Origin of the sequence: Pseudomonas sp. 91RF (assembly GCF_003576265.1) — a bacterium.
Lineage (GTDB): Bacteria > Pseudomonadota > Gammaproteobacteria > Pseudomonadales > Pseudomonadaceae > Aquipseudomonas > Aquipseudomonas kribbensis.
This window is the reverse complement of record NZ_QWFC01000019.1, coordinates 218,051-244,529: the sequence shown is the minus strand read 5'-3', so window position 1 is coordinate 244,529 and position 26,479 is coordinate 218,051. Positions and strand designations below refer to the sequence as shown.

Sequence of the window (26,479 nt, the reverse complement as noted above, 5' to 3'; positions counted from 1 at the left end):
TCACTCACTGACTTCACGAGGGTTGTATTTCATGGCAACAATTTTCGATCCGATCAAACTGGGCGATCTCGAGCTGTCCAACCGCATCATCATGGCGCCGCTGACCCGCTGCCGCGCCGACGAAGGCCGCGTACCGAACGCGCTGATGGCCGAGTACTACGTACAACGCGCCTCTGCCGGCCTGATCCTCAGCGAAGCCACCTCGGTGACCCCGATGGGCGTCGGCTACCCGGACACCCCGGGCATCTGGTCCAACGATCAAGTGCGCGGCTGGACCAACGTGACCAAGGCCGTTCACGCGGCAGGCGGCAAGATCGTCTTGCAACTGTGGCACGTCGGGCGGATTTCCCACCCGTCGTACCTGAACGGCGAAACCCCGGTCGCTCCAAGCGCCATCCAGCCTAAAGGCCACGTCAGCCTGGTTCGCCCATTGGCCGACTTCCCGACGCCACGCGCGCTGGAAACCGCTGAAATCGCCGACATCGTCGACGCCTACCGCGTCGGTGCGGAAAACGCCAAGGCCGCCGGTTTCGACGGCGTGGAAATCCACGGCGCCAACGGCTACCTGCTCGACCAGTTCCTGCAAAGCAGCACCAACCAGCGCACCGACAACTACGGCGGTTCCCTGGAAAACCGTGCCCGCCTGCTGCTGGAAGTGACCGACGCCGCCATCGAAGTCTGGGGCGCCGGCCGTGTCGGTGTACACCTGGCACCACGCGCCGACTCCCATGACATGGGCGACGACAACCTGGCCGAGACATTCACCTACGTCGCTCGCGAACTGGGCAAGCGTGGCATCGCTTTCATCTGCTCCCGCGAGAAAGAAGGCACCGACAGCCTCGGCCCACAACTGAAAGAAGCCTTCGGCGGCGCGTACATCGCCAACGAACGCTTCACCAAGGACAGCGCCAACGCGTGGCTGGCCGAAGGCAAGGCTGACGCCGTGGCGTTCGGCATCCCGTTCATTGCCAACCCGGACCTGCCGGCCCGTTTGAAGGCCGACGCGCCGCTGAACCAACCGCACCCGGAAACCTTCTACGGCAAAGGCGCAGTCGGTTACCTCGACTACCCGACGCTGTAAGTCGCACCGCAGAAACGCAAAAAGCCCCCGACTCGTGAGAGCCGGGGGCTTTTTATTGGGCGCGGGGTTCGCGAATCGCTCACGGGTTTGACACAAAATCCCTACAAAATACGTAGTTCGCTACGTATCAACTCGATGGGTTGAGGTATATAAAAGCAATCCACTGCGGCGAGGCGAACGAACAGGGATCTTCATCCGCCTCCTTCATTGACATAACCTGATCCAATTACGCATTTTGTTTCATTTGCGCAGGCTGGGGCTCCAGCGCAGCATGTCCAGCCCTGTATCGACCCAGCGCTCGGCTTCGGCGTAAAGCTCGAAGCTGTCCGGGGCCAGCAGCCACTGATACAGGATGCCATCGATAAAGGCGTGAATGCTGATGGCGGCGCGGGCGGTGTCGAGGTCCGCCGGCAGTTGCCCACGATTGACCGCATTACTCAATGTCAGCGCGATCCGCACATTGCAATCGAGGCTGGCGGTCCGGCGCTGTTGGCGCAGGTCGCACATTTCATCGGTGAACTCGCACTTATGAAACAGAATTTCGTTGATACGCCGGGTTTTCGGGTCCAGCGCAACTTGATGAAACAAATGAATCAGCAGCTTGCGCATGCAGCCCAGCGGGTCGGGTTCGTCCTCGCTTTCGCTGGCCTTGGCCAGCTCATCCAGCGGCTCGTGCAGCGTATCGAGCATCGCCTGCAGCAAATCGGCCTTGTTGCTGAAGTGCCAATAGATGGCACCCCGCGTCACGCCGGCCAGGCTCGCGATATCGGAGAGCGTGGTGCGGGCCACTCCCCTCTCGAAGAAAGCTTTCTCGGCGGCTTCCAGAATCTGGCTTCGCGTTTCCTGAGCTTCCTCTTTGGTACGACGAACCATGGCAGTAAAACCTCAAACAGGATGTTTCAGGGATGGCTGAATATCCGCTGAATAAAAAGGGGTGGATCTCTCGCGGATCGACTCCCCCGGCCTACAATTTCAGACCTTGCCACGACCTTTGTAACCGGTTGGGTACGCAGCCAAGGTGTTTACAAACAACCATGAACGTAAGTATATTCCTTAGCAAGCTACTTATCCACCCGGTAACCTTTTTTTACCCTTCCACACTTCTTGTGCGCTTTTCGCGCGCCTGACCCGAGGATCTTCATGCAATTCAAGCCAGCTGTTACCGCTCTGGTCACTGCCGTCGCCCTGGCATCGCTGCTCAGCGGATGTAAAAAGGAAGAGGCGGCTCCCGCCGCACCACCTCCTCAGGTCGGCGTCGTCACCCTGCAACCACAAGCCTTTACCCTCACGTCGGAACTTCCGGGGCGCACCAGTGCGTTCCGCATCGCTGAAGTCCGTCCGCAGGTCAACGGCATCATTCTCAAGCGTCTGTTCAAGGAAGGCGGCGATGTCAAAGCCGGCCAGCAGCTGTATCAGATCGATCCGTCGGTCTATGAAGCGACCCTGAAGAGCGCCGAAGCCAACCTGCGTTCGACCAAGTCGATCTCCGATCGCTACAAGCAACTGGTCGACGAGCAGGCCGTGAGCCGCCAGGAATACGACACGGCCGTGTCCAACCGCCTGCAATCGGAAGCCTCGCTGCAGAGCGCGCAGATCAACGTGCGTTACACCAAGGTCTACGCGCCGATCTCCGGTCGTATCGGCCGTTCTTCGGTCACCGAAGGCGCGCTGGTCAGCAGCGGTCAGGCCGATGCGATGGCGACCATCCAGCAACTGGACCCGATCTACGTCGACGTGACGCAGTCCTCGGTCGAACTGCTGGAACTGCGCCGTGAACTGGAAAGCGGGCGTCTGCAGAAGGCCGGTGACAACGCCGCGGCGGTCAAGCTGACCCTGGAAGACGGCAGCCAGTACAAGCTCGACGGTAAGCTGGAATTCTCCGAGGTGTCGGTCGACCCGACCACCGGTTCCGTGACCTTGCGCGCCGTGTTCCCGAACCCGGATCACACCCTGTTGCCAGGCATGTTCGTGCGCGCCCAGCTGCAGGCCGGTGTCAACGCCGCCGCCATCCTGGCGCCGCAACAAGGCGTGACCCGTGACCTCAAGGGCACGCCGACCGCGCTGGTCGTCGGGGCGGACAACAAGGTCGAACTGCGTCAGCTCAAGGCCAGCCGCACCGTCGGCAGCCAGTGGCTGATCGAAGACGGCCTGAAAGCCGGCGATCGCCTGATCACCGAAGGGCTGCAGTTCGTGCGTCCGGGTGTTCAGGTCAATCCGACCGAAGCGACCAACGTAGCCAAGAACCCGGCACCCGCCAAGGCAGCTGACAAAGCCTACGGCGGCAAAGGGGAGTAACTCATGTCAAAATTTTTCATCGACCGTCCGATTTTCGCCTGGGTAATTGCCCTGGTGATCATGCTGGTCGGGGCACTTTCGATCCTGAAGCTGCCGATCAACCAGTACCCGAGCATTGCGCCACCGGCCATTGCGATCTCCGTGACCTATCCGGGTGCTTCGGCACAGACGGTCCAGGACACCGTGGTGCAGGTGATCGAACAACAGCTCAACGGTATCGACAACCTGCGTTATGTGTCCTCGGAAAGTAACTCCGACGGCAGCATGACCATCACCGCGACCTTCGAGCAAGGCACCAACTCCGACACCGCGCAGGTCCAGGTCCAGAACAAGCTGAACCTGGCCACCCCGCTGTTGCCGCAGGAAGTGCAGCAACAGGGTATCCGTGTGACCAAGGCAGTGAAGAACTTCCTGCTGGTGATCGGCGTGGTATCGCGTGACGGCAGCATGAGCAAGGACGACCTGTCCAACTACATTGTGTCGAACATGCAGGACCCGATTTCGCGGACCGCCGGTGTCGGTGACTTCCAGGTCTTCGGTGCCCAGTATGCGATGCGTATCTGGCTCGATCCGGCCAAGCTGAACAAGTACAACCTGACCCCGGCCGATGTCAGCGCCGCGATCTCGGCACAGAACGTCCAGGTATCCTCCGGCCAGCTCGGCGGTCTGCCGGCGCTGCCAGGCCAGCAGCTGAACGCCACGATCATCGGCAAGACCCGTCTGCAGACCGCCGAGCAGTTCAAGGCGATTCTGCTGAAGGTCAACCAGGATGGTTCGCAAGTCCGTATCGGTGACGTCGCCGACGTCGGTCTGGGTGGTGAAAACTCCAGTATCGCGGCCCAGTTCAACGGCAAACCGGCTTCCGGTCTGGCGGTGAAACTGGCCAACGGTGCCAACGCCCTCGACACCGCAAAAGCCCTGCGCAAGACGATTGACGACCTCAAGCCGTTCTTCCCGCAAGGCATGGAAGTGGTGTTCCCGTACGACACCACCCCGGTGGTGACCGAATCGATCAAGGGTGTGGTTGAAACCCTGGTCGAAGCGATCGCCCTGGTGTTCCTGGTGATGTTCCTGTTCCTGCAGAACTTCCGTGCCACCGTCATCACCACGATGACCGTGCCGGTGGTATTGCTCGGTACGTTCGGCATCCTCGCGGCCGCCGGCTTCAGCATCAACACCCTGACCATGTTCGGTATGGTGCTGGCCATCGGCTTGCTGGTGGACGACGCCATCGTCGTGGTGGAAAACGTCGAGCGGGTGATGGCCGAAGAAGGCCTGTCACCGAAGGAAGCGACCAAGAAGTCCATGGGCCAGATCCAGGGCGCCCTGGTCGGTATCGCCCTCGTACTGTCGGCGGTACTGCTGCCGATGGCGTTCTTCAGCGGTTCCACCGGTGTGATCTACCGTCAGTTCTCGATCACCATCGTCTCGGCCATGGCCCTGTCGGTAATGGTTGCGCTTATCTTCACCCCGGCGCTCTGCGCCACCATGCTCAAGGCGATTCCGAAAGGCGAGCACGGCACGCCGAAAAAAGGTTTCTTCGGCTGGTTCAACCGCAACTTCGACCGCAGCGTGCGCAGCTACGAGCGCGGTGTCGGCAACATTCTGCAGCGCAAGGCGCCGTACCTGTTGGCGTACATCCTGATCGTGGTCGGCATGATCTGGCTGTTCACCCGCATTCCGACGGCGTTCCTGCCGGAAGAAGACCAGGGTGTACTGTTCGCCCAGGTACAGACTCCGGCCGGCTCCAGTGCCGAGCGCACGCAGGTAGTGATCGACGATATGCGCTCCTACCTGCTGGACAAGGAAGCCGGTGCGGTAGCCTCGGTGTTCACCGTGAACGGCTTCAACTTCGCCGGTCGCGGCCAGAGCTCCGGCCTGGCGTTCATCATGCTCAAGCCGTGGCACGAGCGTGACGCGAGCAACAGCGTGTTCGCCCTGGCGCAACGTGCCCAGCAACACTTCTTCAGTTTCCGCGATGCGATGGTGTTTGCCTTCGCCCCGCCGGCCGTACTGGAGTTGGGTAACGCCACCGGTTTCGACGTGTTCCTGCAGGACCGCGCCGGTATCGGTCACGACAAGCTGATGGAAGCCCGTAACCAGTTCCTCGGCATGGCCGCGCAGAGCAAGGTGCTCTACCAGGTGCGTCCGAACGGTCTGAACGACGAGCCGCAATACCACCTGGAAATCGACGACGAGAAGGCCCGCGCCCTGGGCTTGAGCCTGTCCGACATCAACAGCACCCTGTCGATCTCCTTCGGTAGTAGCTACGTCAACGACTTCATCGACCGTGGTCGGGTGAAGAAGGTTTACGTACAAGGGCAGGCCGGCGCTCGCATGAGCCCTGAAGACCTGAAGAAGTGGTACGTGCGCAACAGCGCCGGCACCATGGTTCCGTTCTCCGCGTTCGCCAAGGGCGAGTGGATCTACGGTTCGCCGAAACTGGCACGTTACAACGGTGTGGAAGCGATGGAGATCCTCGGTTCTCCGGCGCCGGGTTACTCCACCGGTGAAGCGATGGCCGAAGTCGAAGCGATTGCTGCCAAGCTGCCGCCGGGTGTCGGTATTTCCTGGACCGGTCTGTCCTACGAGGAACGCCTGTCCGGCTCGCAAGCGCCAGCGCTGTACGCCCTGTCGCTGCTGATGGTGTTCCTGTGTCTGGCGGCGCTGTATGAAAGCTGGTCGATCCCGATCGCGGTCATGCTCGTGGTGCCACTGGGGATCATCGGTGCGCTGATGGCCACCAGCCTGCGCGGTCTGTCGAACGACGTGTACTTCCAGGTGGGCCTGTTGACGACCATCGGTCTGGCGGCTAAAAACGCCATTCTGATCGTCGAATTCGCCAAGGAGCTGCACGAGCAAGGGCGCAGTCTGCGCGATGCGGCGATCGAAGCCTGCCGCATGCGTCTGCGACCGATCATCATGACCTCGCTGGCGTTCGTCCTCGGTGTAGTACCGTTGGCCATCTCCACCGGCGCAGGCTCGGGCAGTCAACACGCGATCGGTACCGGCGTGATTGGCGGTATGCTCACGGCCACGATCCTGGCGATCTTCTGGGTCCCACTGTTCTTCGTCACTGTGTCGTCCATGGGTCAGCGCAAAATCGCTGGCGAGGATGACACCAAAGAAACTCCTAAAGAGGCTGGCCAATGAGCAAGTCGCTACTCTCCATCGCAGTCGCCGCCTTCGTGCTGAGCGGTTGCTCGCTGATACCGGATTATCAGCAGCCTGAAGCACCGGTGGCCGCGCAATTCCCGCAGGGCCCGGCGTACTCGCCGGCCCAGGCACCGGCGCAGGCCGCTGCCGAGCAGGGCTGGAAGCAGTTTTTCCATGACCCTGCCCTGCAACAGCTGATCCAGGTGGCCCTGGAAAACAACCGTGACCTGCGCGTCGCGGCGCTGAACATCGACGCCTACGCGGCTCAATACCGCATCCAGCGTGCCGACCTGTTCCCGGCCGTCTCGGCCAATGCCAGCGGCAGTCGTCAGCGGGTTCCGGCCCGTGCATCGCAGACCGGTGAAGCGAACATCACCAGTTCCTACACCGCCACCGTCGGCATCAGCGCCTACGAGCTCGACCTGTTCGGTCGGGTTCGCAGCCTGAGCGAACAAGCGCTGCAACAATACTTCGCCACCGAAGAAGCGCGCCGCAGCACCCAGATCAGCCTGGTGGCCAGCGTGGCCAACGCGTACCTGACCTGGCAGGCCGACAAGGAACTGCTCAAGCTGACTCAGGACACCCTCGGTGCCTTCGAGGAAAGCTACAAGCTGACCAGCCGCAGCAACGAAGTCGGTGTGGCCTCGGCGCTGGATCTGGCGCAATCGCGCACCTCGGTCGAGAACGCCCGTGCCCAACTGGCACGTTACACCCGCCAGGTGGCTCAGGACGAAAACAGCCTGACCCTGCTGCTCGGCACCGGCGTGCCGGCCAACCTGCAAGCGGCCAAACCGCTGTCGGATGACCTGCTCAGCGATGTGCCGGCCGGTCTGCCGTCGGATCTGCTGCAGCGTCGTCCGGACATCCTTCAGGCCGAATACAACCTGAAGGCCGCCAACGCCAACATCGGCGCGGCCCGTGCAGCGTTCTTCCCGAGCATCAGCCTGACCGCCAACGCGGGCAGCCTGAGCCCGGACCTGTCCGGCCTGTTCAAGGGCGGTTCGGGCACGTGGCTGTTCCAGCCGCAGATCAACCTGCCGATCTTCAACGCCGGCAGCCTGCGCGCCAGCCTCGACTACGCCAAGATCCAGAAGGACATTGGCGTGGCGAACTACGAGAAGTCCATTCAAACGGCCTTCCAGGAAGTCGCCGACGGCCTGGCCGCGCGCCAGACCTACACCGAGCAGCTGCAGGCCCAGCGTGATTTCGTCGCCGCGAACCAGGACTACTACCGTCTGGCCGAGCGTCGCTATCGCATTGGCGTCGACAGCAACCTGACCTTCCTTGATGCCCAGCGTCAGCTGTTCAGCGCCCAACAGGCCCTGATCACCGACCGCCTCGCGCAGCTGACCAGTGCGGTCAACCTGTACAAGGCACTGGGTGGCGGCTGGAATGCGCAAACCGCGCAGAACGAACCGTTGAAAGAAGAAGCGCCGAAGATGAAGTTGTTCTGATCGTCTCGCGATAAACAAAAAGCCCACCATCCGGTGGGCTTTTTGTTGTCTGCACAACGCCTTCAGCCGCCGACACCGTTGAGCAGAAACACCGGTTCTTCCAGATAATCGAGCCCCAGGCGGTTTTCGAACATTTCATCGCGCAGCGCCGCCGTGGTGAAACACCCGAGATTCAACGCCGTGGCCACCAGTGAAAACGTCTGGCTCAGGTGCCCGGCATCCATCAACGCCACCCGCAGCGCCCGGCTGAACTCGTACTTCCAGGCCAACCGCTCGACCCGCGCGGTGGACACGAATACCGCGGCCGCGTCCTTCACCCAGGGTTGCCCGCCACTGGCCTCGCTGATCCAGGTTCTAGGATCTTCCCGCGACCGCAACTCCAATCCGTGACGACGTACGGAGTAGTGATAAAGCCCCCGCTCAAAACCCTGCACATTCATCAACACCGCATACACCTCTGTGGCTTGCAGCGAACCGCCGGAGGGTGAGGTTTTCTTCAGAAAATAGTCACCCATGCCGTTCGGCTCCATCGCCGTCACCCCCCAGGTGTAATAGAGCAGCAAGGACAATTGCGTCGGGTTCAACGGCTTGCCGCTGAACGCCCGAGAGGTACGCCGGGCGCACAGCGAATCGAGCAGCGTCGTTTCGGCGAGAGTCTCGCCGGGCACCAGCAGCGGATTTTCCAGAGCGATGAAGGGATGAGAGTGATAGTCCTTGAAGGACGACGGTTGACGCTGTTGCGCGGCCTTCTGTTCCAGCTCGGCCTCAAGCTCGACGACGCTGACATAGGGTGTCTGCAAACCGGTGCGGGTGCTGAGGTAAAACTCCAGCGCCGCCTCCCAGCGCGACCAGAGCTTGAGCGGTTGCCTGTGCACCCTGTCCCGCGAACCTGCGACAGATTGCACAATTCCGTGACTCACCAGCGCCTGCAAAAAAGCCAGATGACTGCCCTGCTCCGGGTTATTCAAGACGCCCGGCAGCATCAGCGCACTCTCAAGCGAATGCGGGGTCATGAAGTGGTTCAACAACGGCAGCAACGTCAGGCAGAAATCCAGACTCAGGCCCGACTGCCGATCCCGCAGCACGAATGATGAAGACCCGACACTGAACCATACGTTTTCCCTGAGTTTGAGCAACGAGCCGGGCTCGAGGGCCGGGGTGTCCGGCGCAGGCGACGGCTCGCGCCCCTGCCAGAACAGCACCCTGGGCTTGAGACGCTTGATGTCGCGGATCAGGACCTCCAGTTGCGCATCATCGGTTCTGTCAGCGATATCCCACTCCAGCGTCACCGCCCTGACCGGGGACACCGCAAACAACTGAGTCAACAGATCCCAGTCCCGACGCGGATGCCCGGTGTGGATCTCAATCAACCGGTCCAGCGGCAACGAACGCAGATAGTCTTTCAGGTCATAACCCAGCGCTTTGGCAGTGGCGATGGCGCTGTCCAGATCCAGCAGAAACCCCGCATGGCTGCGTTGCACCACGCTGGAAATGAATTCGCCTTCCGGCTGCTCGTGGGCGTCGCCCAATGAAAACAGGCGTGGCGCGTTTTCCAGTACCAGCGGCGTCGCGGTCAGTGCTTGCAGTTCCAGGGCGTTGGCGACCACCGTGTCGGCCACTTCCGCCGCCAGGGTCGGCAAAATGAAGTGCTGGGTGTCACCGCCGTGAAACCGCGACCAGGAAATGTGCTCCGCAAGCCAGGGTGAGCGGGTTCTGTCGCACAGCCGTCGGGTCATCTGCAGAAACTCGCGATCCATCGCGATGCCTACACTGCCCAGAGACAGGCTGGAGGAATGCAGCAGACTGGGCGTCTGCTCCCCCACTTCAAGCAGGCGTGGTTCGAGGATGCTGTGGGTCGGCTGAAACTCCAGGTAATCGAAATACGGCAGGCCTTCGGCGAGGATCCGTTCGAGGGCCGGATCGACGGCATGATCCGCCACCCGGTGACGGGGCAAGTGATACTCCAGCCCTACCCCGGCCTCGGGAAACCGCGAAGCATCGAACATCGTCATGATTGCCTCCCGGGCTCAGGCCGTCGCACCCAATACCGGTGGCGTCGTGGGCAATGGCGCCGCAGCGGCCAGCCGCCCGGCGTATTTGCTCTCCATGGCCCGCACCTCGGCGGCAAGGTTTTCCAGCAACTGGCGCCCGTGGGGCGTGAAATCCTCACTGCCTTGAAGGTCTGGCAAGGCCCGGATCAGCCCGCGCAGGATGAACAGCAGACGGTTCTGTGCCCGCTGCAATTCCTCGTCGGAACGCGACCGCACCCGCTCCATGTACTTGACCAGCGCGATGTACACGTAAAACGCATGAAAGTAGCCATACAGGTCACGTTTCTGGCCCGACCACGGCAAGCTGAATGACGCCTCCTGCGAAGCATCGGGGTCGACAATCGCAGACACTTCGACGACGTGATAAAGCAACTGATGAGTCGCCTCATGCACCAGGGATTCCTCAAGATCGAGGATCGAGTCGTCCCGGCTCGCCAGGAGGATGACGCCGGTGTAGCGCGAAGCCGAACAACTGCGAAAGGAACCGTCCGGCAGGTAGCAAATCGACTTGATCAGAAACTTCATCTGTTCGCGGCAGGCCGGCCAGGTGTGCTCGATCCGCAACAGGGCAATCTTCACCACGTCAGCGAAGAACCGGCTGGAAACACCGCCAAGCTCCAGGCGCTTGCGGGTCGCCTCGTCTTCCGGGAATTCATAACTGGGCGGCGTGGCCTGCATGATCAGCGGATCGACGTCGAAGCGGTAGACCGGCGGGTCGTTCTGAGCCACGCCCGACTGACTCCGGGCCTTGACCCTGTCGAGCATCTCGGGAAACTCGAGTAATGTCTTTTCCAGTTCGGCAGTACTTTCTGACTTTCCGACCAGAAATTGATTGGTTGAACGAAACGCCTGCCCGGTCCATATCTGAAAAACCGGATCGTTGATAATCAAAGCCTGTTCACGGGGTGGCAGCAATACAAGTTCCACCGCCCGGTCGAAAAACACCGACAACCGCGACTCCCCGGAAAACAACTTGAACAGTTCGGCATATAAAACCATGAAGACGGTGAAACGATTGCGACTGACATGCTCAAGTAACAATTCAAATCTGGAATGTCTGTCGTCCGCGAGAAATGTGTTCCCTTTAAACAAGTCATCAACCGTCGAATCAAGTTCGCCGTGGTTTCCAATATCCATTTTTCAACCATCCTTCAGGCAGGCGGCAATGGTTTCGCCATGGTCAGACTGGCAATGTCATAGCCCAATTGTTCATAAAGACAACGCGCCGGCAGGTTGCGACCGAACACATGCAGACGCATTTCCTCGCAGCCGTTCTGGCGCGCCCAGGTTTCGGCGGCCAGCATCGATTGTCGGGCATACCCCTGACGACGCTCGCCGGGTTCGATGTAGATATCCAGAATGAAGGCAATCGGCTTCGTGCCAACATGTCGGCGGGCGATCCACAACTCGCCGATACGTCGCTGGCTGTCACGGATCACCCAGAGCTGATGGTTTTCGGTCAGCCGTCCCTTGTCCAGCAACTGCGCGAAAGCCGTGGCGGATCGGTGCGAGGCCTCTGCCTGGCTCCATTCTCCCGAGGCGACCATGCCCTGGGCGTACTCGTCGACCGCCCTTTCGGTGAACGTCACAAAGTCCGCGTCGTCCATGGGAATCAAGGTGACTGACATACGTCGCTCACTCCCTGTGCAAACACTTTGCAATCGGGCCATTTGGCGCACACAGAGCCGGATCGCCGCTCCACGACACGCCAAACAGCCCCCCGGGCATCAGTCCATCCGTGCCTGAACCTGTTGTTGCTGGTCAAATATCGCAGCCGCTCCCAGCTTGTCGCGAATACCCGCCCCGGCGGTGCCCAGTTTTGCTACATCAATACTCTTGACGGCGCCCAGTTCGGATGCGCTCAGATGCACACCGATGCCCTTGGCCGCGCCTTCAGCATCCTTGTGCAACTGTTCCGCAAAGTCCTTATCAATAAGGGCACGACCGACCACCGTCGCGAGACGTTCCTGATTCACTTTTGCAGGCATGTTATCTCTCCTTGTTATCAATAATTAATCCTCTCGAGAGCGACAATTAACCTCCCTGCCCCTTTCGAGAATTTTGAATATAGCAATGCCTGTTTCCTTTGCCAGTTACAACACAAATTCCCGTTAAACCTTTTCACGATAAGCGATAACGCCAATTATCAAGTTGAACCCGCGATGATCAAGATGGCTTTTATTACACCAATTACTGTAGGCAATTTCCTACAACCAAATAAATAAACACATTTACAATCGCCATTAATAGAACGCCGCCGAAAAAGCTCGTTAATGCGAAACATAAGTACGGGATTTCATTAAGAATGCGGTGTTTGCGTAAATTGAAACCATCGTCGATTAGCGTTCGATAATCGCACAAAACCCTGTTTACCCCGATTGAATCCCCGTGCTGATCCCCCTCACCATTGCCCACACCAACAAAACCAATAAAAACAGGTTCACCCCCATGACCATGCGTCCTCCCCGCTCGGGCTGATCCCGCCCTTCGTTTCATCGAGTCCGTTTCTTGTCTGCAACTTCCGGTTGCGGCTGCGAACTGCTTCATCCCAAACAATTAGAGAGACCCGAGCCCATGACACGTTCCACAACACCTTGCGCACTCAGTCTGATCGCCCTGGCACTGACCGGCATCGCCTTGCCTGTGGCCGCCGAAGAGACGGGTTTCATCGACGGTGCCAAGGCCGACCTGAACCTGCGCAACTTCTACATCAACCGCAACTTCACCAACCCGACCAAGGCCCAGGGCATGGCGCAGGAATGGACGCAGAACTTCATCCTCGACGCCAAATCCGGTTTCACCCAGGGCACAGTCGGTTTCGGCATGGACGTATTGGGGCTGTACTCGGTGAAACTCGATGGCGGCAAAGGCACGGGGGGCACGCAACTGTTGCCGCTGGATCATGACGGGCGACCGGCGGACACCTTCGGCCGCACCAATGTGGCGTTCAAGGCCAGACTGTCGCAGACCGAAATCAAGGTGGGCGAATGGATGCCGGTACTGCCGATCCTGCGTTCGGATGACGGTCGCTCCCTGCCGCAGACCTTTCGCGGCGGGCAGATCACTTCGAAGGAAATCGACGGTCTGACCCTCTACGGCGGCCAGTTCCGCGCGAACAGCCCGCGCGACGACAGCAGCATGAGCGACATGTCGATTTTCGGCAAACCGGCGTTCACCTCGGATCGCTTCAACTTCCAGGGCGGTGAATACGCGTTCAACGGCAAGCGCACGCAGATCGGCCTGTGGAACGCCGAGCTCAAGGACATCTACAGCCAGCAATACGTCAACCTGATCCACAGCCAGCCGCTCGGCGACTGGACCCTGGGCGCCAACCTCGGTTTCTTCTACGGCAAGGACGACGGCAGCGCCCGGGCCGGCAAGCTCGACAACAAGACCTGGTCGGGGCTGTTCTCCGCGCGCTACGGCGGCAACACCTTCTACGTCGGCCTGCAAAAACTCACCGGCGACAGCAACTGGATGCGGGTCAACGGCACCAGCGGCGGGACCCTGGCCAACGACAGCTACAACTCAAGCTATGACAACGCTCAGGAACGCTCCTGGCAAATCCGCCACGACTACAACTTCGCCGCCCTCGGCGTTCCCGGCCTGACCCTGATGAACCGCTACATCAGCGGCGACAACGTGCACACCGGCACCATCACCGACGGCAAGGAATGGGGCCGCGAATCGGAACTGGGCTACACCGTGCAGAGCGGCACGCTGAAGAACCTGAATGTGCGGTGGCGCAATTCGACCATGCGCCGTGACTACAGCAACAACGAGTTCGACGAGAACCGGGTGATCGTCAGCTACCCGATCAACCTGCTCTAGAGGGCTGTGCCATCCGTCCGGATTCATGGATCGTCACGAATCGTTGAGTAGAGTGGATGCACCTGAAGGACTCAGGCGCTCCACCCTTCCCGCTTCCGTTATCTGTTGATGTTGGTCCCCCGGGACTTGAGCCAGGCTGTCACCGGAAGACACTGCCGATCATCGGAGGACCACCTCATGATCACTCGAGTCAAACCGGCTCCCGATTGGGATGCCAGGGCGTATCAGCAGTTTTCCCGTCTCAGGCAACAACCGGTCGATGAACTGCTCGGTCGCGTCGATCTGCACAATCCCCAACGCATCTACGACCTCGGTTGCGGCACCGGGATTGCCACGAAGGTTCTGGCTGTTCGCTGGCCCCGGGCAGATCTCAAGGGCATCGACAGTTCGCAAGACATGCTGCAGGTCGCCCGCTGCCTGCCGATCAAGGCACGCTGGCAACACGCCGAGCTGCAACACTGGAAACCCCGCAAGCCGGCGGACCTGCTGTTCGCCGCTGCCGTGCTGCATTTCATCGATGACCATCAAACGCTGTTGCCGGGACTGCTCCGCCACCTCAACCCCGGCGGATGCCTGGCCGCCCACATGCCCGACTGGCGCGATGCACTGTGGTATCGCCTGATGCTCGACACCCTCGAGGATGCCGGCCCCGGTGGCCAACCGCTGGGCAGCCCGCAGCTGCGCCAGCGCATGGCGGCGCGGCCGTTGTTGTCGCTGGAGGATTACTACCGTTTGCTCGCACCGCTGACCCGGTCGCTGGATATCTGGGAAACCGAGCAGTTGCAGGTGGTCGACGGTAAGTCGCCGGTTTATGACTGGGTGAAAGTGTCGGCGCTGCGGCCGGTGATGCAGGGGCTGACGCCGGAGGAGCAGGCGCGCTTCATTTATCACTACCTGATGCGGGTGCATGCGCATTATCCGCAGGAGGACGACGGGCATACGCTGTTTCCGTTCAAACGGATTTTCATTGTCGCCAGGGTTTGAATCGGCGCGGCAAATACCGCCATCGCTAGCAGGCTAGCTCCCACAATGGGTCACATTTCACTGTGGGAGCTAGCCTGCTAGCGATGGCGCCCGCTCAGGCACCCTCAATCCCGGGATTCGACACCCAACTCATCCCACACCGACTCGGCCAGATGAAACGTCGCATTCGCCGCCGGAATCCCGCAGTAGATCGCACTCTGCATGATCACTTCCTTGATCTCGCCACGGCTCACGCCATTGTTGGCCGCCGCCCGCAGGTGCAACTTGAGTTCGCCTTCGCGGTTCATGCCGATCAGCATGGCGATAGTGATCAGGCTGCGCGTGTGGCGCGGCAGGCCCGGACGGGTCCAGATGTCGCCCCAGGCGTGACGGGTGATCATCTCCTGGAACTCCGAGTTGAACTCGGTCAGCGTGGTCAGGCTGCGATCGACGTGGGCATCACCGAGTACCGCGCGGCGCACTTGCATGCCGTCGTCATAACGTTGTTTTTCGTCCACGGAAATATCCTCAAGCGGCCTGCAGGAATGTCAGCACGCGGTCGCTGAACGCGTCGCCGGCCTGAACGTTGGAAAGATGTGCGGCATAGAACTCGGCGTACTCGGCGCCGCGCACATGCTCCTGAATGAAGTGCCCGCCGGACGGTGGCGTCACTGCATCTTGCGTACCGGCAATCACCAGCAACGGGGCAGTAATCGACGCCAGTTGATCGCGGAAGTCCGCATCGCGCACCGCCGCGCAGTTGGCGGCGTAACCTTCAGGATTGGTGGCCGCGAGCATGTCGGTGATCTGCTTGGCCGCTGCCGGATTGGCCGCCGAAAAATCCGGGGTAAACCAACGGGCAATCGATGCATCGCGCAACGCGACCATCGCCGCCGGGCCGTCGCGCAGAACGGTTTCGATGCGCGGATTCCACACCGACGGATCGCCAATTTTGGCGGCGGTATTGCAGACGATCAGTTTGTTCAGACGCTGGCCGGCATTGATTCCCAGCCACTGACCGATCAACCCGCCCATGGACAGACCGCAGAAATGCGCACGTTCGATGTGCAGCGCATCCAGCAGCGCCAGCACGTCACGGCCCAGTTGCTCGATGCTGTAGGGGCCCGGCGTCACCAGCGACTGGCCGTGACCACGGGTGTCGAAACGCAGCACCCGAAAGTGCTCGGTGAACGCCGGCATCTGGGCGTCCCACATGTGCAGGTCGGTGCCCAGCGAGTTGGACAGCGCCAGCACCGGCGCATCAACCGGGCCTTCCAATGAGTAATGCAGTTCGCCGTCGGCGAGTTGAACGAAAGCCACAGCCCTCTCCTTTCAGTCAGACAATGCGTTGTGTTCGGCCACCGCACGCTCGACCCAGACCTGCGCCTGGCCAAGGTAGTGGGCGGGATCGAGCAGATGATCCAGTTCAGCAGCGCTGAGTTCGGCAGTCACTTGCGGCTCGTCACCGAGTACCGCACGCAGATGGCGTTGTTCGGCCACCGCCCGTTTGCAGCATTGTTCGAGCAGATGATGCGCGGAGTCGCGGCCAACCCGTTGCGCAAGCACGATGCTCACCGCTTCGGCCAGCACCAGACCTTGGGTCAATTCCAGGTTGCGGCCCATGCGCGCGGCATCGACTTCAAGACCCTCAGCCAGCAGCCGCGCCTGTTGCAGCGCGCCCGACACCAGGCAGCAGATGTCCGGCAAGGTTTCCCATTCGGCGTGCCACAGGCCGAGGCTGCGTTCGTGCTCCTGAGGCATGGCGCTGAACAGCGTCGAGACCAGACCCGGCACGCGGGTCGCCGCGCCGATCAGCACCGCCGCGCCCACCGGGTTGCGCTTGTGCGGCATGGTCGAGGAACCGCCCTTGCCCGGCGCCGATGGTTCGAACACTTCCGCCGCTTCGGTCTGCATCAACAGGCTGATGTCGCGGCCGAGTTTGCCGAGGCTGCCGGCGATCAGAGCGAGCACTGCGCCGAACTCGACAATGCGATCACGCTGGGTGTGCCAGGGTTGTTCCGGCAGGGTCAGTTGCAGTTCTTCGGCCAGTGCGCAGGCAATCGGCAGCGCCTGTTCACCCAACGCCGCGAGGGTGCCGGACGCACCACCGAATTGCAGCACCAGCAGCCGTGGCTTGAGTTCGCGCAAACGCTGACGGCTGCGAGTGATCGCGCCAAGCCAACCGGCGATCTTCATACCGAGAGTGACCGGCGTTGCGTGTTGCAGCCAGGTACGTCCGGCCAGCGGCGTGGCGGCGTGGCGCTTGGCCTGGGTCGCGAGGGATTCGGCCAGTTGCGCCAACTCCCCTTCGATCAGCGCCAGCGCCTGACGCAATTGCAGCACCAGCCCGGAATCCATCACGTCCTGGCTGGTGGCACCCAGATGCACATAACGTTCGGCTTCAGCATCGGATGCCGCGATCCGCTTGCCCAATGCCTTGACCAGCGGAATCGCCGAATTACCCGCCGTGGCGATGGCTTCGCCCAAGGCTGCGAAATCAAACAACTCGGCGCGGCAGGCGTTTTCAATTGAGGCGACAGCACTGGCCGGAATCACCCCGACCCGCGCTTCGGCCCGGGCCAGCGCCGCTTCGAAGTCGAGCATAGCCTGCACCCGGCCCTGATCGCAGAACACCTCGCGCATTTCGCGGGCAGTGAAATAGGCATCGAACAATTGATTGCCCGGTCGCTGAGTCATAAACAGTCCTTGCCGGCGCGGGCCATCGCGGCCCGCGCACTTCGGTTTAGAGATCGTGGTGCAAATACGCGGCCTGTTTCGGCAGGCGCAGGCTGAACAGGAACGCTACTGCCATCATCACCGTGACGTACCAGTAGAAGGCGTTTTCCATGCCCCCGGCCTTGAGGCTGAGGGCGACGTATTCCGCCGAACCGCCGAAGATCGCATTGGCCACCGCGTAGGCCAGGCCGACGCCAAGGGCGCGGACTTCCGGCGGGAACATTTCGGCTTTCACCAGGCCGCTGATCGAGGTGTAGAAACTGACGATCGCCAGCGCCACGGTGATCAGCACAAAGGCCAGGAACGGGCTGCTGACGCTTTTCAGGCTCAGCAGGATCGGCACGGTGAACAACGTACCGAGGGCGCCGAACCAGAGCATCGAGTTACGCCGGCCGATCTTGTCGGCGAGCATGCCGAACAGCGGCTGCATGCACATATATAAGAAGAGCGCGCCGGTCATGATGAAACTGGCGGTCTTGGCGTGCATGCCGGCAGTGTTCACCAGGTACTTCTGCATGTACGTGGTGAAGGTGTAGAAAATCAGCGAGCCACCAGCGGTGTAACCCAGCACAGTGATAAACGCGGCTTTGTGATCGCGGAAGAGCGCAGCGATGCTGCCGGCGTCCTTGTGTTCACGGGTTTCCTTGTTGGTGGTTTCTTTCAGGGTGCGACGCAGGAACAGCGAAATCAGCGCCGCCACCGCCCCGACCACAAACGGAATCCGCCAGCCGTAGGCCCGCAGTTCGTCTTCAGAAAGAAACTGCTGCAGGATCACCACCACCAGCACCGCCAGCAGTTGCCCGCCGATCAGCGTCACGTACTGGAACGAGGCGAAGAAACCGCGCTGGCCCTTGAGCGCGACTTCGCTCATATACGTCGCCGTGGCGCCGTATTCGCCACCCACCGACAAGCCTTGCAGCAGACGCGCGAACAGCAACAGCACCGGTGCCCAGACGCCGATGCTGTTGTAGGTCGGCAGACAGGCAATGAGTAACGAGCCGAAGCACATCATCAGAATCGAGATCAGCATCGAATTCTTGCGCCCGTGCTTGTCCGCCACCCGGCCGAAGATCCAGCCGCCGATCGGTCGCATCAGGAACCCGGCCGCGAACACGCCAGCGGTGTTGACCAGCTGCACCGTGGGGTTGTCCGAGGGGAAGAACGCCGGGGCGAAATAGATCGCGCAGAAGGCGTAGACATAGAAGTCGAACCATTCGACGAGATTGCCGGACGAGGCGCCGACAATCGCGAAGATACGCTTGCTGCGCTCTTCGCCGGTGTAATGGGTGGTGGTGGTTGTCATTGTTTTTCACTCGATAGGGACAGTGAGAGTCTAGACACACTTCGCAACAGTCCCGTTCCACATTGGATCAGCAACACAGTTGCCCCAGTGGGAGCGAGCCTGCTCGCGATGGCGGTACATCACCAACCTTTGTGCTGAATGACACTCCGCAATCGCGAGCAGGCTCGCTCCCACATTGGGACTCTGGTGTTCTCAATAATCGAAGAACACGGTTTCCGCATCAGTGCCCTGCAGGACCACATTCCACTGATAAACCCCCGACGCATCCGGTTTCGCCAGCAACGTAGTGCGGCGCTCGGCCGGTACGCATTCGAGCAGCGGATCATTCACGTTCGCCGGATCGCCTTCGAAGTAGATCCGCGTCAGCAAGTGCTTCACCAGACCGCGCGCAAACACCAGCACCACCAGATGCGGCGCCTGGGTCGTGCCTTTCAGGCCTTCGACCGTGCCCGGCTTGATGGTGGTGAAACGGAAGCGCCCTTCTGCGTCCACCGGCACCCGGCCGAAGCCTTCGAAATTCGGGTCCAGCGGCTTGGCCTGTTCATCTTCCGGGTGATCGTATTTGCCGGCGGCGTTGGCCTGCCAGACTTCGAGCATGGCGTCGTTGACGACATCGCCGTTGCCGTCCACCACTTGCCCGGTGATCGCCACGCGCTGGCCGAGGGTCAACTCGTTGGCGAGGTTTTCGCGGTTCAGCCAGGTCAGGCCGATGTGGTAATACGGCCCGACGGTGTGGGACGTGGTCGCAGTCAGGGTCATCTCATTTCTCCATCGGCGTGGCTTCGCGGCCGCGCAGCACGATGTCCCAGCGATAAGCGAGGGCGTAGGACGGAATGGTTTTTTCCAGATCGAAAGCGGCGATCAGGCGTTCCTTGGCCGAGGTGTCCGGCACGCAGTTGTAGATCGGGTCGTAGGGCAGCAGCGGGTCGCCCGGGAAATACATCTGCGTGACCAGACGCGTCAGGATGCTCGGCCCGAACAGCGAGAAATGCACGTGGGCCGGGCGCCAGGCGTTGTGGTGGTTGCCCCACGGATAGGCACCGGGCTTGATGGTCTGGAACTGATACCAGCCGTCGGCGTCGGTCACGGTACGGCCGGTACCGGTGAAATTCGGGTCCAGCGGCGCGTCGTGCAGGTCACGGGCGTGGTTGTAGCGACCGGCGGCGTTGGCCTGCCAGATCTCCACCAGAATCCCCGGCACCGGCAGACCGTCTTCATCGAGCACACGGCCGTGAATGATGATCCGCTCGCCGAGCGGCTCGCCGGCATGCTGTGCGGTCAGATCGTTATCGGTGTCGGCCACTCGCTCGGCACCGATGGTCGGGCCAGTGATTTCAGACAGCGAATGGGGCAGAAACACCAATGGCTTGGATGGCGAGCGCAGATTGGTGGATTGATAAGTCGGGTGCAGGTACGGCGGCTGGGTGCCTTCCTGTGGACGACGGTAGCCAGGCTTGTCAGTCATTTCGCTTTCCTCTGTTCAATTCGTCACGGCTGTGTGTCAGATGCGTTCGATCGCCAGGGCCAGCCCCTGGCCGACACCGACACACATGGTCGCCAGACCTTTATTGCCGCCGGTCTTTTCCAGCTGATGCAGCGCCGTCAATACCAGCCGCGCACCGCTCATGCCCAATGGATGGCCGAGGGCAATCGCCCCGCCGTTCGGGTTGACCTGGGCGGCGTCGTCCGCCAATCCCAGCTCGCGCAGCACCGCCAGACCCTGGCTGGCAAACGCTTCGTTGAGTTCGATCACATCGAAATCGCTGACCGCCACTCCAAGGCGTTCGGTGAGTTTGCGCACCGCCGGCACCGGGCCGATGCCCATCACCCGTGGCGCGACCCCGGCACTGGCCATGCCCAGCACTTTGGCGCGGGCAGTCAAACCGTGTTTTTTCACTGCTTCGGCCGAGGCCAGGATCAGCGCGGCGGCACCGTCATTCACGCCCGAAGCGTTGCCGGCGGTGACGGTCTTGTCCGGACCGTTGACCGGGTTCAATCTGGTCAGGGCTTCAAGCGTGGTGTCGGCGCGAGGGTGTTCGTCCTGGCTGACCACGGTTTCGCCCTTCTTGTGGGCGATCCGCACTTCGACGATTTCCTCGGCGAAGTAGCCGGCAGCCTGGGCGGCGGCCGTTCGTTGCTGACTGCGCAGGGCGAAAGCGTCCTGATCTTCGCGGGAAATTTCGTAATCGTCAGCCACGTTGTCGGCGGTCTGCGGCATCGCGTCGACGCCGTACTGCGCCTTCATCAACGGATTGATAAAACGCCAGCCGATGGTGGTGTCTTCCAGCTTCATGTTGCGCGAAAACGCCGCATCGGCCTTGCCCATCACGAACGGCGCGCGGGACATCGACTCGACACCACCGGCAATCGCCAGCTCCATTTCGCCGCTGGCGATGGCGCGGAACGCCGTGCCAATAGCATCCATCCCCGACGCACAAAGGCGATTGAGGGTAACGCCGGGCACGCTGTCCGGCAGACCCGCCAGCAACAGCGCCATGCGCGCCACGTTGCGGTTGTCTTCGCCGGCCTGGTTGGCGCAGCCGAGGAATACTTCGTCGAGGGCGCTCCAGTCCACCGACGGGTTGCGATCCATCAGGGCCTTGATCGGCACGGCGGCCAGGTCGTCGGCGCGAACAGCCGCCAGACCACCACCGAAACGACCGATAGGGGTACGAATCGCATCGCAGATATAAACGTCGCGCATCATGCTTCTCCCGGTGCCTGGCCGTGGGCCGCTGCGGTGCGGGCTTCAAGATCGCGCAAAGCGGTCAGCTCGACCTCGGTCGGTTCGGCAGTGGTGGCTACGCTGTCAGCAAAACGGATGACCCAGCCGGTGGCGGCGACCACTTGCTCACGGGTCACGCCTGGGTGCAGCGCAGTGACCACGAACTCATTGGTGCCCTCTTCCGGCTCCATGATGCACAGGTCGGTGATGATCCCGACCGGCCCGGCGCCCGGCAGGCCCAGACGTTTGCGCGAATCACCGCCCTCGCCATGGCCGACCGAGGTAACGAAATCGAGCTTGTCGACAAACGAGCGCGCCGACTGTTTAAGGATGATCAGCACGCTTTTCGCGGAACCGGCGATCTCCGGCGCGCCACCGGCACCCGGCAGGCGCACTTTCGGCTGGTGATAGTCGCCCACCACCGTGGTGTTGATGTTGCCGAAACGGTCGACCTGCGCCGCGCCGAGAAAACCGACGTCGATGCGCCCGCCCTGCAGCCAGTAGCGAAAAATCTCACCGGTCGGGACGACGGTGTCGGCGGTTTCCGCCAGCTCGCCGTCACCGATGGACAGCGGCAATACGCTGGGTTTGGCGCCAATCGGGCCCGATTCGTAGATCAGCACCACGTCCGGCGACGAGGTCAGGCGCGCCAGGTTGGCGGCTTTCGATGGCAGGCCGATGCCGACGAAGCACACCGAGCCGTTCTTCAAGCGACGGGCCGCGGCGACGGTCATCATTTCATTGGTGGTGTAAGTCATTACTTGGCCTCCGAAGCAGCGGCCAACTTGGCCTGAAACTCGCTGAAGTCAGCGCAGCCATGGATGTATTCGTTGATCCACGCAGTAAACGTCTCACGGTCGCGGGCGATCGGGTCCCACGCCTGGTAGAAACGATTGTCACGCTCGGTGTAACCGTGGGCGTAGGACGGATGCGCGCCACCGGGTACATGGCAGACCGCGCTCAACGCCCAGGTCGGCAGTACGCAGGCGTTCATCGGCGCGTTGAGGTTGTCGACAATTTCTTCGACGGTGACGATGCAGCGCTTGGCGGCCAGTGCGGCTTCTTTCTGCACACCGAGAATGCCCCACAGCAGCACGTTGCCCTGACGGTCGGCCTTCTGGGCGTGGATCACGGTTACGTCCGGACGCACCGACGGCACCGCCGCCAGCACTTCACCGGTGAACGGGCACGTCACGGACTTGATCAGCGGGTTGACCTTCGGCAAGTCAGAACCGGCGTAGGCCCGCAACACCGCGAACGGCAGGCCGGAGGCGCCGGCGACGTAAGCGTTGGCCAGGTCGGCGTGGCTGTGTTCTTCGATTTCCAGCGCGTGGGGCCATTGTTTCTCGACTGCATCACGCAGACGGTGCAGCGAACCCACACCCGGGTTGCCGCCCCAGGAGAAGATCAGCTTGCGTGCACAACCGGCGCCGATCAGTTGGTCGTAGATCAGGTCAGGCGTCATCCGCACCAGGGTCAGATCTTTCTTGCCCTGACGAATGATTTCATGACCCGCCGCCGTAGGGATCAGGTGAGTGAAGCCTTCGAGCGCGACGGTGTCGCCGTCATTGACGAATTGCTTCACCGCGTCGTGCAGCGAAAGGATCTCAGCCATGGAGCGGGCTCCCGTTTTTGTAGTGGATCGCCAGTGATAAAAAGGCGCGAGGTTGTGCGCCGGAGTCACTGAAGATTAAGCCGCTGATTTTCGCCAAACAATCCGATAATCGACTGAGTGTTCGTTTATCGAACAGATTGTTATCAACCTAATGATCGCCCCGAGTGCGGGGCGATCATTCCCGATATCAGGTCGCGTCCGCGTGACTGACCAGACCCTTGATCACCACCGCCGCCGTGGCCAGCCCGGCCGGGATCACCAGCGCTGTCAACACCTGTTCGAAATTCCAGCCCAGGCCCAGCAGGGTCGCGCCCATCCATGCGCCGAGAATCGCACCGAAGCGGCCGATCCCGAGCATCCATGACACACCGGTCGCCCGGCCCTGCGTCGGATAAAACCGCGCCGCCAGCGACGGCATCGCCGATTGCGCACCGTTGACGCACATGCCCGCCACCAGCACCAGCGTCGCCAGCAACGTGATGTTGCCCAGGCTCTGCCCGACCGCGTAGGCAAACACCCCGGCCAGCAGGTAGAAAATGCCGATGACCTTGTGCGGATTGAACCGGTCCATCGCCCAGCCTACGCCGACCGCGCTCAACACCCCGCCGAACTGGAACAACGCGCCGATGAAGGCCGCCTGCTCCATGCTCGCGCCACTGTCGCGCATCAGGGTCGGCAGCCAGCTGGTCAGCAGGTACACGATCACCAGGCCCATGAAGTAGGTCAGCCACAGCAGCAACGTGCCGATGCTGTAGGTGCCGGAGAAAATCACCGCGAACACGTTGCGTGCCTTGACGGTTTTCTGTTCCGGCACGCTGAAACTTGCTGCTTGGGCGACGGTGGCAGGGTCAATGGGCGCGAGAGTCTTGCGCACTTTGTCGGTGCCACGATTACGCACCACCAGATAACGCGCCGATTCCGGCAGCCAGACCAGCAACACCACGGCGAGGATCAGCGGCAGAATCCCGCCAATCAGTAACAGGCTGTGCCAGCCGAACGCCGGAATCAGCTTGGCCGAGATGAATCCGCCACCCGCCATACCGAGGTTGAAGCCACAGAACATGCTGGTCACCAGCAACGACTTCTTGCGCTCCGGGGTGTATTCCGACAGCAGCGTGGTGGCGTTCGGCATGCCCGCGCCCAGTCCCAGACCGGTGAGGAAACGCAGCACCAGCAATTGCTCGACGTTGGTGGCATAAGCCGACGCCAGGCTGAAAGCACCGAACAGAAAGACCGCGCCGACCAGTACGACTTTTCGCCCGAAGCGGTCAGCCAATGGCCCGGAGCCCAGGGCACCGAAGACCATGCCGATCAGCGCGGCGCTCATCACCGGACCGAGGCTGGCGCGGTCGATGCCCCAGTCCTGGGACAGGGCCGGCGCGATGAAGCCCATGGCTGCGGTGTCGAGGCCATCGAGAAAGACAATCAGGAAACACAGAATCACCACCCGCCACTGATAGCGCGAGATCGGTTGGGCATTGATGAAGGACTGCACGTCGAGGCAGTGACCTACAGCGGACTGAGGCTGGTTCATTATTTTTATTCCACGCAAAAAACGCAGTCGAACGGCGACCGGCCAAAGACTGGCACGGACACAAGCATATAAGGAGGGAATCAGGCGTTGCGCTAAAACCGGCAACAGGAACGGGAGCGGCGACAGTCGGGGAACGTGCGCATGGGAAGTTGCCTCTTGTCATTATTATGGGAGTCGACGATCCGGCGGGCTCATTCACAACAGCGCCGGATGACGCTGCCGCGACATTAATGATCCGGGGGTTTTAGCGTCAATTCGATAAACGCAACTCTGTGCGTTTATCGAACAGCTTCCTCAGGCGAACAACTGCGCGCTGAGGTCGCGACTGGCACTCAGCAGCCCGGGCAGAAAGCGTTGTTCCAGTTCGGTACGGCTGACTCGACCGGCGTGGGTGCTGACGTTGAGCGCAGCCACCACCTGGCCGGAGGCGTCATACACCGGCACCGCAATCGAACGCAGGCCTTGCTCCAGTTCCTGATCGACGATGCACCAGCCCTGCTGCCGCACTTCCTGCAGACATTCGAGCAAGGACTCGGGGGTGTGCAGTGTGCGACTGGTCTTGGCCACCAGTTCAGCGTGGTCGAGGTACTCGCGTAGCGACGTGTCGTCCAGCGCTGCCAGCAGGATCCGCCCCATGGACGTGCAATACGCCGGCAAACGCCCGCCCACCGACAGGTCCACCGAAATCAGGCGCTGGGTGGTGGCCGAGCGAGCGATGTAAAGAATGTCGTCGCCTTCCAGGGTCGCCATGTTGCAGGCCTCGTGGAGTTGCTCACTCATGCGGTCGAGGTACGGCTGGGCGGAGACTGCCAGCGGCGTCGAAGACAGATAGGCGTGACCGAGGGTCAGCACTTTGGGCAGCAACGAATAAGTACGGCCGTCGGTGGTGGCGTAGCCGAGTTTGATCAGCGTATGCAGGCAACGGCGCACGGCGGCGCGGGGGATTTCCGTACGGTGGCTGATCTGGGCGATAGTCAGGTGGCGCTTGCGTTCCTGAAACGCCTGAACCACGGCCAGGCCTCGGGCCAGGGAAGTCATGAAGTCCGGATCGCCGGTCAGGGCCTGGATGCGTTTGGCCGGCGAGGCGACGATCGGCGGCGCTACCGAGGTGAAGGAATTGCGCATTTGATCGTTCATGTCAGGTCCTTTTTTTCTTGTTCGGATCAACGGCTATACAAGCGGCTCGCAGACAGATGCACAAGCGCCAGATCGCCAACACCGGGCGATTATCGAACCGTCGACCGATAATCGCAAACGCTCCCTCCGACCCGGATTGAGCGACTCCGGACAGTTTCCAACGCGATATCACTCACGCGCCCGTCCCCTTAGTTGTTCGACTAAATGACGCCAGAAACACAACACCCGGCAACAACGACGCAACTACCGGTAAAAGTTGCGAGTCACAAAACAATCACACATCCGGAACCGTTTTTAACTTGGCAAAGATAGTCAATCCCGAATCGGCCGCTATAATGCACCTCAATGGCGTCGCACTTTTATTGGCCGTCGACGTCATTCGCTGAGGTAATGTCCATTGCCTTCAGCCCCGGCCAGCGCCTGATGATCATCACCCATGCACCGCCAGCGCGCTCGCTGAAACAGGAAACTGATGCTGCGTCAGTTTTAATCTGGTGCCGTAGCCGCCTGTAACATGGAAGTCTTGACCGCCCTGCCGATATTACCGCTGCCTGTTCAGGCCGCGTCTTGTTGGCGAACCGGTTCAATCGATTCGTTG

At 61.3% G+C, this 26,479-nt stretch carries 22 protein-coding genes; 6 read left to right on the top strand and 16 right to left on the bottom strand.

The features are described from left to right. Positions 1-31 precede the first annotated feature (31 nt). Positions 32-1,081 carry an alkene reductase gene (locus DXT77_RS08215; RefSeq protein WP_119427270.1) on the top strand — a complete coding sequence of 350 codons (1,050 nt, stop codon included), beginning with the start codon at positions 32-34 and terminating at the stop codon, positions 1,079-1,081. Positions 1,082-1,321: 240 nt separating this feature from the next. On the opposite strand, the gene emhR is transcribed toward DXT77_RS08215, so the two are convergent. Next, positions 1,322-1,954, bottom strand: a complete 633-nt coding sequence (emhR, locus tag DXT77_RS08210) for an efflux system transcriptional repressor EmhR (RefSeq protein ID WP_114881735.1) — start codon at positions 1,952-1,954, stop codon at positions 1,322-1,324. Positions 1,955-2,221: 267 nt separating this feature from the next. On the opposite strand from emhR, the gene emhA reads away from it, so the two are divergent. The 3 genes from emhA to emhC are packed head-to-tail and all read left to right on the top strand — an operon-like array spanning position 2,222 to position 7,986. Continuing rightward, a complete protein-coding gene (gene emhA, locus DXT77_RS08205) occupies positions 2,222-3,376 on the top strand; it encodes an efflux RND transporter periplasmic adaptor subunit EmhA (RefSeq protein ID WP_085712979.1) in 1,155 nt (384 codons plus the stop codon). Positions 3,377-3,379: 3 nt separating this feature from the next. Next, positions 3,380-6,529, top strand: a complete 3,150-nt coding sequence (gene emhB, locus DXT77_RS08200; RefSeq protein WP_119427269.1) for an efflux RND transporter permease subunit EmhB — start codon at positions 3,380-3,382, stop codon at positions 6,527-6,529. Then, entirely contained in the window at positions 6,526-7,986 is a 1,461-nt protein-coding gene (gene emhC, locus DXT77_RS08195) for an efflux RND transporter outer membrane subunit EmhC (RefSeq protein ID WP_085712977.1), read from the top strand. The genes emhB and emhC overlap by 4 nt, the downstream gene beginning before the upstream one ends. 62 nt (positions 7,987-8,048) lie before the next feature. On the opposite strand, the gene DXT77_RS08190 is transcribed toward emhC, so the two are convergent. From DXT77_RS08190 to DXT77_RS08175, 4 genes are all read right to left on the bottom strand, one after another. Beyond that, positions 8,049-9,998 carry a DUF692 family multinuclear iron-containing protein gene (locus DXT77_RS08190; RefSeq protein WP_119427268.1) on the bottom strand — a complete coding sequence of 650 codons (1,950 nt, stop codon included), beginning with the start codon at positions 9,996-9,998 and terminating at the stop codon, positions 8,049-8,051. A gap of 15 nt (positions 9,999-10,013) precedes the next feature. Further along, complete coding sequence (locus tag DXT77_RS08185) at positions 10,014-11,078, bottom strand: HEXXH motif-containing putative peptide modification protein (RefSeq protein ID WP_256662923.1); 1,065 nt, start codon at positions 11,076-11,078, stop codon at positions 10,014-10,016. Between the two features lie 110 nt (positions 11,079-11,188). Further along, entirely contained in the window at positions 11,189-11,665 is a 477-nt protein-coding gene (locus tag DXT77_RS08180) for a GNAT family N-acetyltransferase (protein ID WP_119427266.1), read from the bottom strand. 99 nt (positions 11,666-11,764) lie between these two features. Further along, positions 11,765-12,025: an Os1348 family RiPP precursor gene (locus DXT77_RS08175; RefSeq protein WP_119427265.1), complete on the bottom strand. Its 261-nt coding sequence runs from the start codon at positions 12,023-12,025 to the stop codon at positions 11,765-11,767. Positions 12,026-12,611: 586 nt separating this feature from the next. Between DXT77_RS08175 and DXT77_RS08170 the strand changes: the two genes are divergently transcribed. Together DXT77_RS08170 and DXT77_RS08165 are read left to right on the top strand one after the other, a co-directional pair. Beyond that, a complete protein-coding gene (locus DXT77_RS08170) occupies positions 12,612-13,868 on the top strand; it encodes an OprD family porin (protein ID WP_119427264.1) in 1,257 nt (418 codons plus the stop codon). Positions 13,869-14,045: 177 nt separating this feature from the next. Next, a complete protein-coding gene (locus DXT77_RS08165; protein WP_119427263.1) occupies positions 14,046-14,852 on the top strand; it encodes a methyltransferase domain-containing protein in 807 nt (268 codons plus the stop codon). A 104-nt stretch (positions 14,853-14,956) separates the two neighbouring features. Here DXT77_RS08165 and pcaC read toward each other — a convergent pair whose 3' ends face one another. The 11 genes from pcaC to pcaR form a co-directional block, all read right to left on the bottom strand. Beyond that, positions 14,957-15,349 carry a 4-carboxymuconolactone decarboxylase gene (gene pcaC / locus DXT77_RS08160; protein ID WP_007957838.1) on the bottom strand — a complete coding sequence of 131 codons (393 nt, stop codon included), beginning with the start codon at positions 15,347-15,349 and terminating at the stop codon, positions 14,957-14,959. A gap of 10 nt (positions 15,350-15,359) precedes the next feature. Beyond that, positions 15,360-16,151: a 3-oxoadipate enol-lactonase gene (gene pcaD, locus DXT77_RS08155; protein WP_119427262.1), complete on the bottom strand. Its 792-nt coding sequence runs from the start codon at positions 16,149-16,151 to the stop codon at positions 15,360-15,362. Positions 16,152-16,163: 12 nt separating this feature from the next. Then, complete coding sequence (locus tag DXT77_RS08150) at positions 16,164-17,528, bottom strand: 3-carboxy-cis,cis-muconate cycloisomerase (protein WP_119427261.1); 1,365 nt, start codon at positions 17,526-17,528, stop codon at positions 16,164-16,166. Between the two features lie 46 nt (positions 17,529-17,574). Next, the gene (locus DXT77_RS08145) at positions 17,575-18,870 is read right to left on the bottom strand and encodes an MFS family transporter (protein ID WP_085712972.1); all 1,296 of its coding nucleotides are present in this window, start codon (positions 18,868-18,870) and stop codon (positions 17,575-17,577) included. Positions 18,871-19,062: 192 nt separating this feature from the next. Next, the gene (gene pcaG, locus DXT77_RS08140) at positions 19,063-19,629 is read right to left on the bottom strand and encodes a protocatechuate 3,4-dioxygenase subunit alpha (protein ID WP_119427260.1); all 567 of its coding nucleotides are present in this window, start codon (positions 19,627-19,629) and stop codon (positions 19,063-19,065) included. A 1-nt stretch (position 19,630) separates the two neighbouring features. Then, positions 19,631-20,335, bottom strand: a complete 705-nt coding sequence (pcaH, locus tag DXT77_RS08135) for a protocatechuate 3,4-dioxygenase subunit beta (RefSeq protein WP_119427259.1) — start codon at positions 20,333-20,335, stop codon at positions 19,631-19,633. Positions 20,336-20,371: 36 nt separating this feature from the next. Continuing rightward, a complete protein-coding gene (gene pcaF, locus DXT77_RS08130) occupies positions 20,372-21,577 on the bottom strand; it encodes a 3-oxoadipyl-CoA thiolase (protein WP_178083453.1) in 1,206 nt (401 codons plus the stop codon). Then, complete coding sequence (locus tag DXT77_RS08125; RefSeq protein ID WP_119427257.1) at positions 21,574-22,353, bottom strand: CoA-transferase subunit beta; 780 nt, start codon at positions 22,351-22,353, stop codon at positions 21,574-21,576. Before DXT77_RS08125 ends, pcaF begins: the two co-directional genes overlap by 4 nt. Continuing rightward, the gene (locus tag DXT77_RS08120) at positions 22,353-23,210 is read right to left on the bottom strand and encodes a CoA transferase subunit A (RefSeq protein ID WP_003222404.1); all 858 of its coding nucleotides are present in this window, start codon (positions 23,208-23,210) and stop codon (positions 22,353-22,355) included. Before DXT77_RS08120 ends, DXT77_RS08125 begins: the two co-directional genes overlap by 1 nt. A gap of 187 nt (positions 23,211-23,397) precedes the next feature. Further along, positions 23,398-24,744 carry an MFS transporter gene (locus tag DXT77_RS08115; RefSeq protein ID WP_119427256.1) on the bottom strand — a complete coding sequence of 449 codons (1,347 nt, stop codon included), beginning with the start codon at positions 24,742-24,744 and terminating at the stop codon, positions 23,398-23,400. Positions 24,745-25,038: 294 nt separating this feature from the next. After that, positions 25,039-25,881: a pca regulon transcriptional regulator PcaR gene (gene pcaR, locus DXT77_RS08110; RefSeq protein ID WP_007963153.1), complete on the bottom strand. Its 843-nt coding sequence runs from the start codon at positions 25,879-25,881 to the stop codon at positions 25,039-25,041. Positions 25,882-26,479: the final 598 nt, after the last annotated feature.